Raw genomic sequence first — 18004 nt, forward strand, 5'->3', positions numbered from 1 at the left:
AGAGCGGCGCCCAATCCTATACCGACCGGAATTACGTTGTGCAAAGCGGCAAGAAATGCCCGCGTTGCGAAAGTGCTACACCCACCACATTCCTGTCCATACCCTATATTCAATTCGACTTGACGCATCGAAAGGCTTGCCCCATCCTCCTCTCACCAAACGGGCGTCGCGCACCGAAGCATCGGGCGCGGCGGACCGGGGCGAGGCGGCGAAAGACCCCCACCCCGCGTCGGCCCGACGGGAGAGGAAGGGGATCATCTGATGCACACCAAGGCCAAGTTGTGCGTTGCCGTGTCTGGCGCGGCGCTGTTCGCCGCGACTTCGTTTTCAAATGCGATGGCGCAGACCGCGCCCGCTGCGGCGACCCGTCCGGTCGCAACGGAAGACGCGCCGAGAAGCGTCGACGAGATCATCGTCACCGCGCAGAAACGCTCCGAAAATCTCCAAAACGTCCCCATCGTCGTCACGACCGTGACGAAGCAGTTGCTGCAGGACAGCGGCGTGAAGGACATCAAGGATCTGGCACTGCTCGCCCCCGGTCTGCTCGTCACCTCGACGACCAGCGAAGCGTCCACGACGGCGCGCATCCGCGGCATCGGAACGGTGGGCGACAATGCCGGGCTCGAATCCTCGGTCGGCATCGTGATCGATGGCGTCTATCGCCCGCGCAACGGCGTCGGCTTCGGCGACCTCGGCAATGTCGAGCGGATCGAGGTGCTGAAAGGCCCGCAAGGTACCCTGTTCGGCAAATCGGCGACGGCCGGCGTGATCAACATCCTCACCGCCGCACCCAAGAACGAGTTCGGCCTCGACGCCGAACTGGAAGCCGGCAATTACGGCGCCATCGGTGGCTCGGCGGAGATCACCGGGCCGATCGTGAAGGACAAGCTCGCCGCGAGCCTCTATTTCGCCGATCGTCAGCGCGACGGCTTCTTCGACGTTGATACCGGCCAGGGCCCACGCACCTCCACCCACGATACCAATCGCGATTTCTACACGATCCGCGGCCAACTGCTGTTCACGCCGACCGACACGTTCAAGGCGCGCCTGATCGCCGACTATTCGAAGCGGCACGAGGAATGCTGCATCGCCGTCATCACGCGCGCCAGCCAGGCGCCCGCGCCCAACCTCGCCAACAACATCGTCGCGGCGCTGGGCGGCAACGACGGCGACCCCGAACATCCCTATCGCCGCCAGGCCTACGCCAACCAGCCCGACGGCCAGCGGGTCCGCGACGGCGGCGTATCGCTGCAGGCCGATTGGGAACTGGGGCCGGGCACCCTCACCTCGATCAGCGCCTATCGCGACTGGAGGACGATCGCCGGCTTCGATGCCGATTTCTCCACTGCCGACATCGACTATCTGCCCCCGGACAAGAGCAATTCCACGCGCTTCCGGACGTTCAGCCAGGAGCTGCGCTACGCTGGCACATCGGGCAATCTCGACTGGCTGATCGGCGGCTTCTACAGTCACGAGCGGCTGAACCAGAATACCAGCGTCCGCGTCGGCAAGGACTTCACGCCCTATCTCAGCCTGCTCTTCTCCTCGCTGGTGGAGGGCCATCCCGATCCGACATTCCTGCAGACCGGGCTGACCTTCCCGTTCGTCGGAGGCGTGAACTATGCGGCGGGATCGGGGTCACTCGATCGCTATCGCCAGCTCGACAAGACCTACGCGCTGTTCACCAACGAGACCTACCATTTCAACGACGCGCTGAGCTTCAACGTCGGGCTGCGCTATTCGATCGACCAGAAGATCCTCAACCAGACGAGCAGCAATATCGGCAACGGGTCCGGCTGCGCAGCGGCGAATGCGGCGTTCGGGATTCTGGAGGCGGTGAACCCGGAAGCGGCGGCACAACTCGCGCAGGTCAACGAGACGATGTGCCTGCCCTTCCTCAGCCCCGGCTACAACAATTTCACCAACCGCCAGTCGCATACCGAACATGTGCCGACCGGAACGGCCAAGCTCGCCTATCGTTTCGGGCCGCAGCTGATGGTCTATGCCTCCTACGCGCGCGGCTACAAGGCGGGCGGCTTCAACCTCGATCGCGTCCAGTGCACGGTCGGCGAGGCGGATTGCCTGCCGGGCAGCGCGGCGGTGATCACGCCGATCCGCAACACGCGGTTCAGCGACGAGACCAACAACGCCTTCGAGGTCGGCGAGAAGGCGACCCTGCTCGATCGCAAGCTGCTGCTGAACGCCGCGCTCTTCTACCAGAGCTACAAGAACTTCCAGCTCAATACCTTCAACGGCCTGGTGTTCGTCGTGGATTCGATCCCGAAGGTGATCAGCAAGGGCATCGATGCCGATTTCGTTTGGTTCGCCTCGCCGAAGCTCACCTTCCAGGGCGGCCTGACGGTGGCCGATACGCGCTATCACCTGACCGGCACCGAGTTGGCCGATCTCGAACTGCGCACCGGTTACCAGGGCGGCCGCCATTCGCGCCTGTCGCTGGCCCCGCTCTACTCGGCTTCGCTGTCCGGCACCTATACCCAGCCGATCGGGGAGGATTATCAGCTGCGTTTCAATATGGGCGCGAAATATTCCTCGAAATACAATACCGGTTCCGATCTCGATCCGGGGAAGGAGCAGAAGGGGTACGTGCTGGCCAATGCCCGGCTCGGCTTCGGCCCCAGCAACCACCGCTGGTCGGTCGAGATGTGGACCGAGAACATGTTCGACACCCACTACAAGCAGGTTGCGTTCGACAACGGCTTCCAGAACGTGCCGACCAACGCGACCGGCGTGCTGGACGCCTTCCTCGGCGCGCCGCGCACCTTCGGCGCGACGCTCAGGCTGCATTACTGAGACGGGGATGGCCGCTCGCTTCATCGAAACGAATGGGGTCCGTCTCCATGTCGTCGAGGAAGGGAGCGGCCCCCTCGTCCTGCTGTGCCACGGCTGGCCCGAGACGGCTTACAGCTGGCGCCACCAGATCGGGGCGCTGGCGGCGGCGGGCTATCGCGTCGTGGCGCCGGATCAGCGAGGCTATGGGGCGAGCGATGCGCCGGAAGCCGTCGACGCCTACGACATCGCCCAACTTACCGGGGATCTCGCGGGTCTGGTGACGGCGCTCGGCGCGGAGAGCGCGGTCGTGATCGGGCATGACTGGGGCAGCAACGTCGCGGCGCACGCGGCGTTGCTGCGGCCGGACATCTTCCACGCGCTCGGCCTCCTGAGCGTTCCCTACGTCGCGCGCAGCCGGACACGGCCCTCAGCGCGGTTCGAGCGCGCGACGCGGGACCGGGAATTCTATCAGGCCTATTTCCAGCAGCCGGGCCGGGTCGAAGCGGAACTGGAAGAGGATGTGCGCCGCGCCCTGCTCGGCATCCTCTACACCGCCGGCGGCGATCGCACGCATGAACGGCCGGGCGACAACCGCTCCTTCGCCTTCTTCGCCAAGGGCGAACGGATGATCGACAATCTCATCGTGCCGGATCATCTGCCGCACTGGCTGTCGGCGGACGATCTGGACGTCTTCACCGATCAGTTCCGGCGATCCGGTTTCCGGGGGGCGATCAACTGGTATCGCAACCTCGATCGCAACTGGGCGATCACCCCGTTCCTGCAGGGCGCGAAGATCCTTCAACCCACCATCTACATCGCCGGATCCGCCGACGGCGTGCCGATCATGCTCGCCGACGACGTCGCGGCGATGGACAGCTTAGTGCCGAACCTGCGCGGCAAGCACGTCCTCGACGGTATCGGTCACTGGACACAGCAGGAGGCGCCCGAGGCTGTCACCCGGCTGCTGCTGGATTTTCTCGGCAAGCTCAAGGCGGAGCGGGGTTAGGTGCATTCATGCGTGCGGGCGCTTCGTCGCTGATCTAAGGCGACATCATGAGCAAGCTCGTGAATGTCGGCGCATGGCGCAGTTGATCCTGTTCAACAAGCCCTATGGCGTGCTGAGCCAGTTCACCGATCGTGGCACCGATACCGCGCGGGCGACGCTGTCCGACTTTATCGATCTGCCGGGCATCTATCCCGCCGGCCGGCTGGATCGAGACAGCGAGGGGCTGCTTCTGCTGACCGACGACGGCAAGCTGCAGGCGCGGATCGCGGATCCCAAGTTCAAGCTGCCCAAGACGTATCTCGTCCAGATCGAAGGGGAGCCGGACGATGGCGCGCTGAAGCAATTGCGGAACGGCGTGCAGCTGAACGATGGCCCTACCCGCCCCGCGCTGGTCGAGCGCATCGACGACCCCGCCTTGTGGCCCCGCGATCCGCCCATCCGCTTTCGTGCCAGCATTCCCGATCGCTGGCTGAAGCTCACCATTCGGGAGGGGCGAAACCGTCAGGTCCGCCGGATGACGGCGGCGGTGGGCCATCCGACGCTGCGGCTGGTGCGATGGGCGATCGGGGACTGGTCGGTCGCGGACCTCCCGCCCGGCCAGTGGCGCGCGGCGTGAAGATCTTCTTCGACGGCGGCTACCGACCCTCCACCGGCATGGAAACGGCGATCGTCGTCGGCGGCCGCAGCTTCATCCGGCGCGACCATGGGGCGGGCAACAGCATGGCTGCCGAATGGCTCGCCCTGATCGAGGCGATGCGCCACGCCAGCGAGCGGGCTTTGGTCGATCCGGTGCTGCTCGGCGACGCGGCGGCAGTCATCGCGCAGGCAAACGGCACCGCCCGATGTCCGCCATCCTGCGCCGATCATCTGCGGACTTTTCTGGCGCTGCCACGACCACCGGGCCGGGTGCGGATCCGCTACGTAAAACGCAGCCAGAATCTCGCCGGCATTGCTCTCGCCGGGCTGCGCGATCGCTGACGCGCGATCAGCGCGATGCGGCGAACAGGTGGTGAAGAACGATGCCGCTGGTGGTCGCCACGTTCAGCGAGTCGAAGCCGCCGGCCATCGAGAGCCGGACGGTATGTGCGCGGCCCATGAGTTCCGGGGAAAGGCCGGGGCCTTCCGCGCCGAACAACACGGCATTCCGATCCGCGACCGCCATGTGTTGCAGTTCGCGTTCGCCGCGCGGGCTCAGAGCCACCGTCGCGAAGCCATGACAGTCGAGCAGATCCAGAATGTCCGTTCCTCGATCGACCTGCGCGAACGGCACGAGCAATGTCGCACCGACCGAGACCCGGATCGCCTTGCGGTAGAGCGGATCGCAGCAGTCCGAATCGAGGATCACCGCCCCGACACCGAACGCCGCCGCGTTTCTGAATATACCGCCCATATTGTCGTGGTTCGCGATGCCCGACAGCACCAGAATGTCCGCGCGCGCCGGTAGGCCGCCCAGCAAAGCCTCGGCCGAAGGCGCATCCGCGCGTCGCCCGATCGCCAGCAGCCCGCGATGCAGCGCGAACCCGGCAATCGCATCGACGACAGCTTGGGAAGCTGCGAAGACGGGGGTGTCCACGTCGAGCCTGCCGAGCACGTCCGCGAGGCTTTCGAGGCGATGGGCGGCGACCAGCACCGAATTCAGCCGGAAGTCCGCCGAGGACACCACCTTCTCGATGACGACACGGCCCTCCGCCACGAAGCATCCCTGACGGCCCACAAGATCCCGCTCGCGGATATCGCGATAAGCCTCGATGCGCGGATCGGCGACATCGTCGATGGTGATGATGACGGGCACGGCTCAGTCTTGCGTGAAGCGCTTGACCTTGTTCGGCAGATCCTTGCCCTTGGTCCGGCGCGACGGCGTCTGGACCGGGTTCTTCTTCTTCCACTCGGCCCAGCTCATCGGCCCCTCGGGCGTCTGTATGATCATGTCTTCGAGAGAATCCGCCATCGAGCCGTTCTACACGATGCGGCCGCGCGGTGCACCGTTCATCGTCAGCAAGATCGGGCGCGATCCTTTCGGTCCGGAAGGAGCAGCGCAGTCGCCCTCACCGCTCCCGGCGGTTCGCCCATAGAAGAAGGCGGCCCAGCGAACACGACATGGCCTCGCAATTGCCCGGCACAGGCTTTCGATCATGCAGAAGAGCACGCTTCAGGAAACTGACGATATTTCCCGTCCGATGCCCTGCGCGCCTGTGCGCCGCCGCGGCCCCCGGCAAAGCCCGAACCTTCATCGTCCCCAAGCCCCAGAAAATTCCGATACCTATGGGACGCCGACGGAGATCGCGACCCGCAGCCCGTTCGACCCAAATACTTCGCACCCCAGCAATTCGGGTTGCGCAGGTGGTGACGCCCCTGGTTATCAATGTTTTCAAGGCGGGCGAGATCGGAGCGCGGTTGCCGGCCGCGCTCCTCCAACCCGATCAGCCGAGCGTCGCGCGAACAGCCCTGGCGGCATCGACCATGTTGATCAGCGCTGGCCTCACATCCTCCCATCGACGGGTCTTGAGACCGCAATCGGGGTTCACCCACAATTGCGCCGGTGAAAGACGAGCGCTCGCCTTGATCAGCAGTGTTTCCATTTCCTGTGTCGAGGGGATGCGGGGCGAGTGGATGTCGTAGACGCCCGGCCCGATCTCGTTCGGATAGGCGTATCCCACGAACGCGTCGAGCAGTTCCATCTTCGAGCGTGACGTCTCGATCGAGATCACGTCCGCGTCCATCGCACCGATGGAATCGATGATCTCATTGAACTCCGAATAACACATGTGCGTGTGAATCTGCGTCGCGTCGGCGACGCCCGCAGCGGTGAGGCGGAAACATTCCACCGCCCAGTCGAGATAATGCTGCCAGTCGGCCCTGCGCAACGGCAGCCCCTCGCGCAGCGCCGCCTCGTCGATCTGGACGATCCGCGCCCCTGCCGCCTCCAGATCGAGTACCTCGTCGCGGATCGCGAGCGCGATCTGGCGGCAGGTCTCCTCACGGGGCTGGTCATCGCGGACGAAGGACCAGTTGAGGATCGTCACGGGGCCGGTGAGCATACCCTTCATCGGACGGGCTGTCAGACTTTGGGCGTAGCGCCACCATTCCACGGTCATCGCCGCGGGACGCGAGACATCGCCGTAGATGATCGGCGGACGGACGCAGCGGGAACCGTAGCTCTGCACCCATCCGGCGCGGCTGAACGCGAAGCCGGACAGTTTCTCGCCGAAATACTGCACCATGTCGTTGCGCTCGAACTCGCCATGCACCAGCACGTCGATGCCGATCTCTTCCTGCCAGCGCACCGTGCGAGCGGTTTCATCCCTGAGGAACGCCTCGTAACCGGCGTCGTCCAGATCGCCCCTATCGTGGGCGGAACGGGCTTTCCGCACCTCCGGCGTCTGCGGGAACGAGCCGATCGTGGTCGTCGGCAGCGGCGGCAAAGCGAGATGCGCCTGCTGCGCCTTGATGCGCTCGACGAAGGCCGATCGGCGTTTCGCCATGGTGGCGTCCACACCCGCGAGCCTGTCGCGCACCTCGGGGTTCCTGGTGAGCGGCGAGCCGGCACGGTCGGCAACCGCCGCGGCGTTCCGGTTTAGCGCGTCCCTCACGCTGTCGCGCCCCTCGTTCAGCGCCCTGGTGAGCGTCGCCAGTTCGTCCAGCTTCTGCGTGGCGAAGGCCAGCCAGCCTTTCATTCGAGGATCGAGCCTCGTTTCCAGATCGAGATCGACCGGCGCGTGAAGCAGCGAGCAGGACGGCGCGATCAACAGCTTGCGGCGAGCGCTCGCGATCGGCTCCAGCCGGTCGAGCAGGGCGTTGAGATCGGCCTTCCAGATGTTGCGGCCGTCGATCACGCCGAGCGAGAGGAGCAGGTTCGCGCGCGCCCCCGCCAGCACCGCGTCAATCTGCTCCGGCGCGCGCACGAGATCGACATGCAACCCCGCCACCGGCAAGGCGAGCGCGGTGGCGAGATTGTCGCCGAGCGAACCGAAGTAGGTGGCCAACATCAGCTTGAGGCCCGTCAGCCTGTCGGCGAAAACTCCGTAAGCGATGGCGAACGCGGCGCGCTGCGCGTCATCGAGATCGAGCACCAGCGCCGGCTCGTCGATCTGCACCCAGTCCGCGCCGGCATTCTGGAGCCGGGTCAGCAAGTCGACATAGACGGGCAGCAGGCCCGGCAGCAGCGAGAGCGGATCGAAGCCCTCGACCTTGGACTTGGCGAGCAGCAGATAGGTGACCGGGCCGAGGATCACCGGCCGTGTGTGGTGGCCCAGCGCCTTGGCCTCCACAAACTGATCGATCGCCTTGTGCGAACTGAGCTGGAATGATTGGTTCGGCGACACTTCCGGCACCATGTAATGATAGTTGGTGTCGAACCATTTGGTCATTTCCTGCGCCGGCACGTCGCCCTGCCGGCGGTGCCCGTGGCTGCAGCTTTCGTCGCCCGCATCGGTTCGGGTACCGCGCGCCATGGCGAAATAGACATCCAGCGAGTCCGCCGTGCCGAGCGGCCGATAGAGGCTGGGGATCGCGCCCACCATCACGCTGGTGTCGAGCACCTGATCGTAGAAGGAGAAATCGTTGCTCGGGATCACCTGGATACCGGCGGCCTTCTGCCGCTCCCAGGTCGCGGCGCGCAGACCTCTGGCGGTATCGAGCAGCGCGGCCTTGTCGATCCTGCCGGCCCAGTAGGCCTCTACGGCGATCTTGAGTTCGCGGCGCGGGCCGATGCGGGGAAAGCCGAGGTTCGCGGCGGTAACGGGCATGAATGATCTCCTTCGGCCGGGACGCGTGTCGCCGGCCGTCATGTCGAATTCGGAAAAAGGTGGAGGGTTAGGCGCGCCGCGTCAGCTCGACGGGCGCGGTCGCACGGGCGGGCCTATGGCCGGCGGCAACGGATTAATGGGCATCGGTCAATCGCCTGCATGATGGGCGGAAGACCTTGGAGGGCGCGCGAACGATCGAGGATGCCGGCACGCACGTCCGGCCGGATCTGCCCTTCGCGCGTCCACCGGAGGAACCCCCGTCCGAGGAACGTTATCGCGTCGGAGGCAGGTCTCCTGGCTCGCGGGTCAGCACGTCGGCTCCTGTCTTCCCAGTGCCCGCGCGGGGCACCAGTGACATCCATCGGAACCGCCGCTCACCGCTCACAGTTGCGGGGGCAGCGCCGGATTCCACCCGTTCGGGTGCCACCGGCTTCCCGTCTTAGCCCCGTCGCGCAGGCTCATTTCTAAGCCTGGAACGGGGAACCTCGACGGAAGGGTTAGACACCGGCGCCGAATCCCTGTCAAGAAAGATATAAAGACATCCTTATATTGTAAAATGAGGCATCGATCTGCCCGCTTGGCGAAGGTGCAACGGAATCCGGGTGTCGGTGCGTGCAAGGACAGGACAGCATCCTGTCCCACGGAGTTCCGGTCATGAAGATCCGCCGATCATCACTGATATTCGCGCCATCGGCCCTACTGGCCGCATCGATGGCCTGTTCGCAGCCGGCATCGCAGGCTACGATGCCCGGCATGACGCTGGATCAGTATCTGAACCGGCAGACCGCGCGGATCATGGCGGCCGATACCGACGGGGACGGCCGGATCAGCCGTGCCGAGATGAGCGCCCTGCCGGCGAAGGGTGGACGCGATCCGGCGCGCCTCTTCGACCGGATGGATGCCAATCATGACGGCTATCTCGACAAGACCGAGATTCAGGCGGCGCTCACCCGGCGTTTCCAGCGGATGGATCGCGACGGCAACGGCGTCGTCACCCCCGACGAGCGAATGGCCGGCAGGACGCAGCGCGGACAGAAGGGAGCGGCAGACGAAACCACCGCGCAGCAGCCCTGACAGGATGGAACCGCCGCATGTCCATTGGAGACGCCTTGCTTGAGCGCGGACGATCCCGATACCGGGCTGGTCGCGCGCGTGGGTCGCGGCGACGAGGCGGCCGTCCGCCTGCTGGTGAACGCCAAGCTGCCCCGGCTTCTCGCGCTCGCACGCCGGATGCTGGGCGATGGCGCCGAGGCGGAGGACGTCACGCAGGAGACGTTCGTGCGGGCGTGGCGTCAGGCTGCCCGCTGGCGCCCCGGTACCGCGCGCTTCGACACATGGCTGCACACCGTGACCCTGAACCTCTGCCGCGACCGCCTAAGACGGCGGCGGGAGCAAACCATGCCCGACCTGCCCGAGCAGGCGGACCCGACACCAGCCGCCGATATCGCGATGGACGACGCCGCGCAGGGTCGGGCCGTGCAATCGGCCATCGCCGCTTTGCCCGAACGTCAGCGCGAGGCCATATTGCTCGTCCACTACCAGGATCTTTCGAACATCGCGGCGGCGGCAGCGATGGAGCTCAGCGTCGAGGCGCTGGAAAGCCTGCTCGCACGCGGCCGCCGATCGCTCCGTGCCACCTTCGCTGCCCGAGGTTCTCGCGATGACTGAGCCCCTGACCGAAAGCCGCTTCGTCGAACTGGCCGATGCCTATGGCAGCGTGATCGCGCGTTGGCCCAAGGCCGTGCGGGCGCAGGCGATGGAGATGGCGAAGCACCCCAGGATGCAAGCGGTACTGGCGGATGCCGAACGGCTCGACGCGCAGCTCGATCTCTGGACGGTGCCTTCGCCGGACCCGGCATTTGCGGACCGGATCCTGGGCGCCCGCCCAACCCGATCCATTTCTCGGCGCGCGCGCTTGTGGTGGTCCGGCATCGGGATCGCGACGGCGCTGGCCGGCGCCGCTGCCGGCTCGGTGGCTGCGGCGGTGGTGCTGCCTGCCGGCCATGCCGCCTCCGACGACGCCACCGCCTTCGGCGATCTTGGGTAGGAGAACTGAATGTCGTCCCGCACGCTCAAGGTCATCTGCGCCGTTTCGATCCTGCTGAACATCTTCCTGATCGGCGCGGTGGCCGGTGGCGCCGCATGGTTGCGCACGCGACCTCCCCTGCTCGGCGTAGGGTCGATCCGCGTCGTCGGCTCCGAGCTTCCAGCCGACGAGCGCCGGGCGTTCCGCCGCGCCCTCCGCGAGGCGCGCCAGGAAATGCGGCCGACTGCAATGGCAGGCCGGCAGGCGCGCGACGATGCCGCCGCGTTGCTGCGCGCGCCGACGTTCGACCGGGCCGCGCTCAGCGATGCGCTCGGCCGCGTACGCGCCGCAGATATCGCGATCCGCGCGCATGTGGAGGAGCGGGCCATCGCCTTCGCCGCATCCCTCCCGCCGGACGAGCGGGCGAAACTGGCCGAAGGCATCGAGCGGCGTCGCGTGCGGGCCGCGGCACAGGCGACGGAAACGCCGCGCTGACCCGTTGAAGGGTGACCATCCTGTCGGAAGGGTAAGCGTTCCATGCCAGTCACCGGCCTGTCACCCGCCGCGATCGCGCTTAACCGTTTCGGCCTGGGTGCGAAGCCATCCGACGCCGCGCCCACCGATCCGAAGCGCTGGCTGACCGGTCAGTTCGATCGCTTCGACACCAGACCAGCGGACTTCGCAGCTCTGCCGGATGCAGGCGCGATGGTGAAAGCCTATCGGGAGCAGCAGCAGGCGATGCGCCAGGCCGCGCGTCTTGCCGCGCCGCAAGCACCCGACATGCCATCGGCGAAGCCGACGCGCAGTGCCGACCAGATCGCCGCCCGACAGGATTTCGCGCAGGATGTGCAGGCCTTGTACCGTCAGGCAATACAGGCCCGCACCCAGAGCGCGCTGCAAACCGCGGCGCCGTTCGTCGAGCGGATGGTGCATTTCTGGTCCAACCACTTCTGCATCTCCGCCGATAATCCGCAGACCAGCGCGTTTGCCGGCGCCTTCGAGCGTGACGCGATCCGTCCACATGTCCTGGGCCGGTTCGAGGACATGCTGCTGGCGGTCGAGCATCATCCGGCGATGCTGATCTACCTGAACCAGATCCAGTCGATCGGCCCGAACAGCCTCGCCGCCCAGCGCGCCGCGCGCCGTGATCCGGGGAAGGCACGCGGCCTGAACGAGAATCTCGGGCGCGAGATCATGGAATTGCACACCTTGGGCGTCCGATCCGGCTATACCCAGACCGACGTCACGGAGTTCGCCCGCGCACTCACCGGCTGGAGCGTCGGTGCGCAAGGCCCGCAGGACGACGGAAACGCCGGCGATTTCGCCTTCAGGCCCAATCTTCACGAACCGGGCCCGCGCACGATCCTTGGCAAGGTCTATACGCAGGCGGGCGAGGATCAGGCGAAAGCCGTGCTGGCCGACTTCGCACGCGCACCCGCAACGGCAACCCATATCGCGACCAAGCTCGCCCGGCATTTCGCCGGAGACAATCCGCCGCCGCCCCTCGTCCAGCGCCTCGCGGTCAGCTTTAGCCGGAACAAGGGCGATCTGCCTGCCCTCTATCGCACCTTGATCGACAGTCCCGAACCCTGGGCACCCGCCCCGCTCAAGTTCAAGACGCCGTGGGAGTGGACCATCTCCGTGCTGCGCGGTCTGGGCCGGACCGAGATCGGCCAGATCCAGATGGCTGGCGTTCAGAGCCAGCTCGGCCAGCCGGTATGGAAGCCCGGCTCGCCGGCCGGATGGGACGACGTTGCGGCAAGCTGGGCCGCACCGGATGCGCTCCTGCGCCGCGTGGAGTTCGCGCAGCGGCTGGTCGCGCCGCTCGGTGACACGCTCGACGCGCGGACGATCGGGCCGAGGCTCGTCCCGGCTTCGCTGAGCGCGGCGACCACCGAGCAGATCGGACGCGCCGAAAGCCCCGGCAGTGCGCTCGCCCTGCTGCTCGTTTCACCCGATTTCCTGCGGAGGTGACCAATATGATCGACCGCCGTTCCTTTCTCTCCGTCTCCGCGATGGGCGCGGGCGCGATGCTCGTCGCGCCGCGCATGGTCCTCGCCACCGTGCCGACCGAGCGCCGCTTCGTCTTCATCATCCAGCGCGGTGCCGCCGACGGGCTCAACATCGTCGTTCCCTACGCAGATCCCGCCTATGCGAGGCTGCGCGGGGCGCTGGCCATCGATCCGGCGGGCGCGACCAAGCTCGACGGAACCTTCGCGCTGCATCCCTCGCTCGCCGAGACCGCCAGGATGTATAGCGAGCGTCAGGCGTTGTTCGTCCACGCCGTCGCTTCGCCCTATCGCGACCGCTCGCACTTCGACGGCCAGAACGTCCTCGAAACGGGTGGACGTCAGCCTTATCAGCTCAAGGACGGCTGGCTCAACCGGCTGGTCGGCATGATGCCGAAGGCGAAGGACGAGGCTATCGCCCTCGCCGCGACCGTCCCCATGGCTCTGCGCGGGGCGGCACAAGTGACCTCCTACGCGCCATCCTCCCTGCCCACCCCGTCGGACGACCTGCTACTGCGTGTCGGCCAACTCTATGCCGCCGATCCGCAGCTTCATCCGCTCTGGTCGGCGGCACTGGAGGCGAAGGGCCTCGCCGAAGGAGCCGCTGCGAAGCAGGATCCGGCGAGCCTCGGCAAGCTCACCGCCAGCTTTCTCGTCAAGCCTAACGGCCCGCGGATCGCGATGATCGAGACGGGCGGCTGGGATACGCACAGCGGGCAGCAGGGACGCCTGGCGGCCCAGCTCAAGGCGCTCGACACGCTGTTGGGTTCGTTGCGCGACAATCTCGGGCCGGCCTGGTCGCAAACCGCCGTGCTGATCGCCACGGAGTTCGGCCGTACGGCCGCCGCGAACGGGACTGGCGGCACCGACCATGGTACCGGATCGGTCGCGATGCTGGTCGGCGGAGCGATCAGGGGCGGCCGGATCATGGCCGATTGGCCGGGTCTCGGCGCGTCCGCCCTCTATGAAGGACGGGATCTCAAGCCGACGGCCTCGATGGACAGCCTGATCGCAGGCCTTGCGGGCGAGACGTTCGGGATCGATCCCGCGCACGTATCGCACACGCTGTTCGGCGTCACCGACGCGATGCCGGGTCTCGCCATGACCTGACGGATCACGCCTGTCGGTGGGGTAACAGCCGGCCGCTGTCCAATAGCTCTATCCGTGGGCAGCCGAGCTGCGCCATGGCGAGTTCCAGCTCCGTGCGCAGGATGTGGAGCATATGGGCGACACCCGACAGGCCCGCCACCGCCAGCGCGTGGAATACCGGGCGACCGATCAGCACCACCTTAGCCCCCAGCGCGAGGGCGGTCGCGATGTCGGAACCCGATCGAAAGCCGCCGTCGACGAGGATCGGCAGACGGTGCCCGGCCCGCGCGACGACATGCGCCAGAACGTCGAGCGCGGCGGGGAAACCATCGAAAACCCGGCCGCCATGATTGGACAGGACGATCGCCTCGACGCCACTGGCCACGGCGCGATCGACGGCTTCTCCAGTGACCAGTCCCTTCAGCAGGATCGGAAGATCCGTCACGGATCTGAGCCACTCTACGTCGGCCCATGTCGGTGCGGCATCGGCCAGCGGTGTGCCGAAGAGGATGTGTCCACCCGCAACGCTATGCTGGCGAGGTTTTGCCATGCCTTGCAGATTGGCCGCCTCGATCCCGGCTGGAAGCGTGAATTCGGATCGCTTGATCGCCGCGTCGATGGTCAGGACGATCGCCTCATAGCCGGCCGCCTCCGCCCGCCTGACAAGAGTTAGACTGTCCGCGCGATCCGGCTGCAGATAGAGCTGGAACCAGAGCGGAGCCACTGGTTTCGTCAGCTCCCGCGCGGCCGATCGGCTCGCCTGCGCGACATGTTCCAGAGAGACGCTGGACAACGTGCTGAGAATGAAACCGGTCTCCAGCGCCGCCGCCGCTCTCGCCGCCGCCATTTCACCGTCGGGGTGGGCGAGGCACTGGTAGGCCAAGGGCGCCACCATGATCGGCGCGACATGGGCGCGGCCGAACAATTCGGTTTCGGTGCTGGCGCCGCGTAGATCCGTCAGCACGTTCGGCAGCAGGCGCCATCGATCGAAGGCGGCCCGATTGTCGCGGAGCGCGCTGTCGCTCCCGCTTCCCGACTGGATATGATCCCAGCTGGCGGCCGGCAAACACGCCTCTGCGTGCTTCTCATAGTCCGCGAGTGTGCGAATTTCGGGTGGGATCGCGCTCAGGTCGTCGACCATTGACGCAACAGATTGTGATAGACGTTGGTCAGCGTGTCGATGCCGCCGTGATCGGGATGATCCGCCGTCAGATCCTGGATCGCGCTATCGAGATCGAAGAGCAGGCGGCGCTGCTGATCCTGTGCCACGAAGCTCTGGATCCATGTGAAGGCTGCGAAGCGGGTGCCACGCGTCACCGGCGTGACGCGGTGCAGGCTGCTGCCGGGATAAAGGATCATGTGCCCCGCCGGCAGCTTCACCCGATGCCCGCCGAACAGATCGTCGATGACGAGTTCTCCGCCGTCATATTCGTCCGGATCGCTCAGGAATATGGTGGCCGAAAGATCGGTGCGGACGTGGCTCTGCGCGCCGGGCACGGCGAAGATCGCGTTGTCGACATGGTTGCCGTAGGCGCCTTTATCCTCATAGCGATTGAAGCGCGGCGGCATGATCTTCGCCGGCAGCGCGGACGCGATGAACAGCGGGGTCTGGCCAAGCCGCTGGACCAGCCGCGCTCCCAATTCCTGCGCGAGTGGATCGTCCAGGCGAAGCTGGAGGTTGGTCTTGACCGAGATGGCGCGATGGCCCGCCGTTCCCCGGCCATCATGCCAGTCTGCTGCTTCCAGTTGCGCACGGATCGCCTGCACCTCGGCCTTGCCGAGCAGTTCCGGAATCTCGATGACCATGAGGCTTCCTCGCCTAACGGCTGGATCAAAGCAACAGGACGGGGCGACATCCGCCGCCCCGTCCGATCCGATTACAGCTTCACGTTGAGCGTCAATACCGCCGAGCGGGCATCGCCCGGCGTCGCCCAGCCGTTGTTGCGGATGCGCGTGTAATAATGCGCGTTGGTGAAGTTCTTCACGTTGATCTGCGCCGAGATGTTCCGCGTGAAGTCGTAGGCGAAGTAGGCCTGATGGACCCAGTAGGACTTCGCCCGCAGAACGGTCGGTGCGGCGAGAGTCGGCGTGTTGAACGCGAAGCTGCCCTGATAGGTGGCGCCATAGCCGACCGAAAGGCCGAAAGGCAGCTTGTAGGTGGTGAAGATACTGCCTGAATTCTTCGGCGTCTGGGTCAGCAGCGAGCCGGCGCCGGGATCCGGATTGTCAACGCTGTTGGCACAGCCGGTCGAGCCAGGATTCTCCAGGCAGAAGCGCGACACGGAACGGATGAGCTTGCTCTTCAGATAGGTATAGTTCGCGGTGATCGTCCACGCCTTCGTGACGCGACCGCTGGCGCCAACCGCGATGCCGTCCACACGCGATTTGCCGTCGAGCTGTTGGTCGGGCACCGCCGGATCGTTCGAGGCGACGAGATATTTGTCGCGCTCGTTCCGGAAAGCCGCGACGGTCAGCAGCAGGCCGTCGAGCACCTGCGCCTTCGCGCCGATCTCGTAATTCTTGGCCGACGCCGGATCGACGCTGCAGGTCGCGGCGGTGCACGATCCGTTGACCGCATTCTTGGACGGCGTCTGCGAGTTGCCATAGGCGACGTAGAGGCTCACCGCCTCGATCGGCTTGTACGTCAGGCCGAGGCGATAGGAGAGCAGCGTGTCGTCGTTGGTGAACGTGGTGCCCCTCGTCACCTGCCCGAGCGTCGCCGCGTCGGTGGAAACCGTATCCGCCCGATACGAACCTTCATTGCGCTCGACGCGGACGCCACCGCTGAACTCGACCTTGCCCAGCTTCATCGTATCGAACAGATACGCCGCATAGTTGGTGAGTTCGCCGGCCTGACGCGCACTCTCGATGAAGTTGACCGGCCCGGTCCAGACATTGCTGCCATAAGCGAAGCCGGCCGGCCCGGTCGCGAGCTGGTTGGGATCGGTGAAATCCATCAGCGGAAGCGCCGGTATGGTACCGTCGGCATTGCGCAGAACGTTCCCGGTCGAAAGATTGAACTTCTCCCAGGTGACCGCACCGCCGACGTCGATCGTGTGCTCGATCGGACCGGTGTTGAACACGCTCTTGACGTCGATCTGGTCGAACATCAGCTGGTTGTCGGTGACGCGCTCGTTACCGCGCGGGCCGGACGGCTGATAATAGCCCGGATACGCGCAGGCCGCGCCCGCCGAGGAGACACCGTTCGCGAGACAGTAGGTGCCCTGCGGCGGATCGACGATCGTGCGCTGGCGCACATCCTGCCAGCGCGCGAGGTTGCGGATCGAGGTCGTGTCGCTGAATTCGTGATCGAACGTCATCGTGAAGCGATCGACGTTGATCCGCTGGGTATCGAGGTTGCGGTAGCCGAAATAATCGCTGCGATCGACGCCCGGCACCGGCCCGTTGAAATAGGGCACGCCATATTGCGGGATGTTGTGATCTTCCTGGTGCAGATAGGCGAGCGTCAGGCGGGTCGGGCTATCGATGCCGATGGTGACGGACGGCGCGATGCCCCAGCGCCTGGCATTCTCGACATCGCGACCGGGCACGTCGTTGCGATGATACATGGCGTTGAGGCGCACCGCGATCAGGTCGTTGACCCGCTTGTTGGTATCCACCGTGCCACGATAGTAATTCGCCGTACCGACGCCCCCGCTCAGGATCGTCTGATCCCTGGCGAGCGGATTCTTGGACACGATGTTGATCGAACCGCCCACCGAGCCGACGCCGGAGATCACGGAATTGGCGCCGTTGGTAACCTCGATCTGATCGGTGTCGAACGAGTCGCTGCGGTTATATTGTGCGGAATCGCGCACGCCATCGACCGTGATATCGGTGTTGGCGCTGTAGCCGCGGAAGTTGATGCTGTCGCCATAACCGCTGCCGCCCTCGCCGGCGCCGAAGGTGATGCCCGGCACGGTCGAAAGCGCATCCTTCAGGCTCAGCAGGTTCTGCTGTTCGAGAACCTCGCCGGTCAGCACCGTGATCGTCTGCGGCGTGTCGCGAACGCTACGGGTCCGCTTGGGCGATTCCAGCTGGTTGCCGGGCGCGTCGTCGATCGCCGTATCGGTGACGGTGACACCGCCCAGCGCCTTTTCCTGGGGGGCTGGCGACGAAACGTCAGCCGATTGAGCGATCGCGCCGGCGGGAACGAGGGCCGCACCAATGCAGGAAGCTGCCAGGAAAGTCCGAGTTCTGCCGTTCGTCAGCGAGCCGCGACGCATATTTTACCCCTTTGTTGCGATTGAGTATCGATCGCATATTGCGATTCATTCTTACCTGCAACAGCTAATGACTCGCTGTCGCAATTGAGAGCGATGGATGTGCCGTTCGGTCG

16 protein-coding genes and 1 riboswitch are annotated in these 18004 nt (G+C 65.7%); of the genes, 10 read left to right on the forward strand and 6 right to left on the reverse strand.

What is annotated here, in order from left to right; translation table 11 throughout:
• The first annotated feature begins 261 nt into the window (after nt 1–261).
• The 4 genes from QGN17_RS06205 (at nt 262) to QGN17_RS06220 (ending at nt 4774) form a co-directional block, all read left to right on the forward strand.
• A complete protein-coding gene (locus QGN17_RS06205) occupies nt 262–2811 on the forward strand; it encodes a TonB-dependent receptor (protein WP_281043627.1) in 2550 nt (849 codons plus the stop codon).
• A 7-nt stretch (nt 2812–2818) separates the two neighbouring features.
• Nucleotides 2819–3796: an alpha/beta fold hydrolase gene (locus QGN17_RS06210; RefSeq protein ID WP_281043628.1), complete on the forward strand. Its 978-nt coding sequence runs from the start codon at nt 2819–2821 to the stop codon at nt 3794–3796.
• 73 nt (nt 3797–3869) lie between these two features.
• Nucleotides 3870–4412 carry a pseudouridine synthase gene (locus QGN17_RS06215; protein WP_281043629.1) on the forward strand — a complete coding sequence of 181 codons (543 nt, stop codon included), beginning with the start codon at nt 3870–3872 and terminating at the stop codon, nt 4410–4412.
• Nucleotides 4397–4774, forward strand: coding sequence for a reverse transcriptase-like protein (locus tag QGN17_RS06220; RefSeq protein ID WP_281043630.1), 378 nt, complete (start codon nt 4397–4399; stop codon nt 4772–4774). Before QGN17_RS06215 ends, QGN17_RS06220 begins: the two co-directional genes overlap by 16 nt.
• 7 nt (nt 4775–4781) lie before the next feature.
• On the opposite strand, the gene QGN17_RS06225 is transcribed toward QGN17_RS06220, so the two are convergent.
• The 3 genes from QGN17_RS06225 to metE all read right to left on the reverse strand — a co-directional run bounded on the left by QGN17_RS06225 (nt 4782) and on the right by metE (nt 8541).
• A complete protein-coding gene (locus QGN17_RS06225) occupies nt 4782–5588 on the reverse strand; it encodes a TrmH family RNA methyltransferase (RefSeq protein WP_281043631.1) in 807 nt (268 codons plus the stop codon).
• Nucleotides 5589–5591: 3 nt separating this feature from the next.
• Nucleotides 5592–5744 carry a hypothetical protein gene (locus tag QGN17_RS06230; protein WP_281043632.1) on the reverse strand — a complete coding sequence of 51 codons (153 nt, stop codon included), beginning with the start codon at nt 5742–5744 and terminating at the stop codon, nt 5592–5594.
• A gap of 472 nt (nt 5745–6216) precedes the next feature.
• Nucleotides 6217–8541 carry a 5-methyltetrahydropteroyltriglutamate--homocysteine S-methyltransferase gene (gene metE, locus QGN17_RS06235; RefSeq protein ID WP_281043633.1) on the reverse strand — a complete coding sequence of 775 codons (2325 nt, stop codon included), beginning with the start codon at nt 8539–8541 and terminating at the stop codon, nt 6217–6219.
• A 267-nt stretch (nt 8542–8808) separates the two neighbouring features.
• A riboswitch (cobalamin riboswitch) is annotated at nt 8809–9043 on the reverse strand.
• Between the two features lie 242 nt (nt 9044–9285).
• On the opposite strand from metE, the gene QGN17_RS06240 reads away from it, so the two are divergent.
• Genes QGN17_RS06240 through QGN17_RS06265 form a run of 6 tightly spaced genes read left to right on the forward strand, consistent with a single transcriptional unit; the run spans nt 9286 to nt 13686 of the window.
• Entirely contained in the window at nt 9286–9615 is a 330-nt protein-coding gene (locus QGN17_RS06240; RefSeq protein WP_281043634.1) for an EF-hand domain-containing protein, read from the forward strand.
• A gap of 39 nt (nt 9616–9654) precedes the next feature.
• Nucleotides 9655–10209, forward strand: coding sequence for an RNA polymerase sigma factor (locus QGN17_RS06245; protein ID WP_281043635.1), 555 nt, complete (start codon nt 9655–9657; stop codon nt 10207–10209).
• Nucleotides 10202–10588, forward strand: a complete 387-nt coding sequence (locus QGN17_RS06250; protein WP_281043636.1) for a hypothetical protein — start codon at nt 10202–10204, stop codon at nt 10586–10588. The genes QGN17_RS06245 and QGN17_RS06250 overlap by 8 nt, the downstream gene beginning before the upstream one ends.
• A 9-nt stretch (nt 10589–10597) precedes the next feature.
• Entirely contained in the window at nt 10598–11062 is a 465-nt protein-coding gene (locus QGN17_RS06255; RefSeq protein WP_281043637.1) for a periplasmic heavy metal sensor, read from the forward strand.
• 42 nt (nt 11063–11104) lie between these two features.
• Nucleotides 11105–12541 carry a DUF1800 domain-containing protein gene (locus QGN17_RS06260; RefSeq protein ID WP_281043638.1) on the forward strand — a complete coding sequence of 479 codons (1437 nt, stop codon included), beginning with the start codon at nt 11105–11107 and terminating at the stop codon, nt 12539–12541.
• 5 nt (nt 12542–12546) lie between these two features.
• Nucleotides 12547–13686 carry a DUF1501 domain-containing protein gene (locus QGN17_RS06265; RefSeq protein WP_281043639.1) on the forward strand — a complete coding sequence of 380 codons (1140 nt, stop codon included), beginning with the start codon at nt 12547–12549 and terminating at the stop codon, nt 13684–13686.
• 4 nt (nt 13687–13690) lie between these two features.
• On the opposite strand, the gene QGN17_RS06270 is transcribed toward QGN17_RS06265, so the two are convergent.
• The 3 genes from QGN17_RS06270 to QGN17_RS06280 form a co-directional block, all read right to left on the reverse strand.
• On the reverse strand, nt 13691–14806 hold the full coding sequence (locus tag QGN17_RS06270; protein ID WP_281043640.1) for an alpha-hydroxy acid oxidase: 1116 nt from the start codon (nt 14804–14806) through the stop codon (nt 13691–13693).
• Nucleotides 14791–15471 (reverse strand): Fe2+-dependent dioxygenase, encoded by a 681-nt coding sequence (locus tag QGN17_RS06275; protein ID WP_281043641.1) that lies wholly within the window; start codon nt 15469–15471, stop codon nt 14791–14793. Before QGN17_RS06275 ends, QGN17_RS06270 begins: the two co-directional genes overlap by 16 nt.
• Before the next feature lie 71 nt (nt 15472–15542).
• Nucleotides 15543–17891 (reverse strand): TonB-dependent receptor, encoded by a 2349-nt coding sequence (locus tag QGN17_RS06280; RefSeq protein ID WP_281043642.1) that lies wholly within the window; start codon nt 17889–17891, stop codon nt 15543–15545.
• Nucleotides 17892–18004: the final 113 nt, after the last annotated feature.

This window comes from Sphingomonas oryzagri (genome assembly GCF_029906645.1).
GTDB classification, from domain to species: Bacteria; Pseudomonadota; Alphaproteobacteria; order Sphingomonadales; family Sphingomonadaceae; genus Solisphingomonas; species Solisphingomonas oryzagri.

What these genes read in the sequence shown, in the direction of transcription:
- QGN17_RS06275 (WP_281043641.1), bottom strand. Translation starts at nt 15,471, where the DNA reads ATGGTCATCGAGATTCCGGAACTGCTCGGCAAGGCCGAGGTGCAGGCG.
- QGN17_RS06280 (WP_281043642.1), bottom strand. Translation starts at nt 17,891, where the DNA reads ATGCGTCGCGGCTCGCTGACGAACGGCAGAACTCGGACTTTCCTGGCA.
- QGN17_RS06260 (WP_281043638.1), top strand. Translation starts at nt 11,105, where the DNA reads ATGCCAGTCACCGGCCTGTCACCCGCCGCGATCGCGCTTAACCGTTTC.
- QGN17_RS06255 (WP_281043637.1), top strand. Translation starts at nt 10,598, where the DNA reads ATGTCGTCCCGCACGCTCAAGGTCATCTGCGCCGTTTCGATCCTGCTG.
- QGN17_RS06240 (WP_281043634.1), top strand. Translation starts at nt 9,286, where the DNA reads ATGCCCGGCATGACGCTGGATCAGTATCTGAACCGGCAGACCGCGCGG.
- QGN17_RS06210 (WP_281043628.1), top strand. Translation starts at nt 2,819, where the DNA reads ATGGCCGCTCGCTTCATCGAAACGAATGGGGTCCGTCTCCATGTCGTC.
- QGN17_RS06230 (WP_281043632.1), bottom strand. Translation starts at nt 5,744, where the DNA reads ATGGCGGATTCTCTCGAAGACATGATCATACAGACGCCCGAGGGGCCG.
- QGN17_RS06270 (WP_281043640.1), bottom strand. Translation starts at nt 14,806, where the DNA reads ATGGTCGACGACCTGAGCGCGATCCCACCCGAAATTCGCACACTCGCG.
- QGN17_RS06215 (WP_281043629.1), top strand. Translation starts at nt 3,870, where the DNA reads ATGGCGCAGTTGATCCTGTTCAACAAGCCCTATGGCGTGCTGAGCCAG.
- QGN17_RS06250 (WP_281043636.1), top strand. Translation starts at nt 10,202, where the DNA reads ATGACTGAGCCCCTGACCGAAAGCCGCTTCGTCGAACTGGCCGATGCC.
- QGN17_RS06205 (WP_281043627.1), top strand. Translation starts at nt 262, where the DNA reads ATGCACACCAAGGCCAAGTTGTGCGTTGCCGTGTCTGGCGCGGCGCTG.
- metE (WP_281043633.1), bottom strand. Translation starts at nt 8,541, where the DNA reads ATGCCCGTTACCGCCGCGAACCTCGGCTTTCCCCGCATCGGCCCGCGC.
- QGN17_RS06265 (WP_281043639.1), top strand. Translation starts at nt 12,547, where the DNA reads ATGATCGACCGCCGTTCCTTTCTCTCCGTCTCCGCGATGGGCGCGGGC.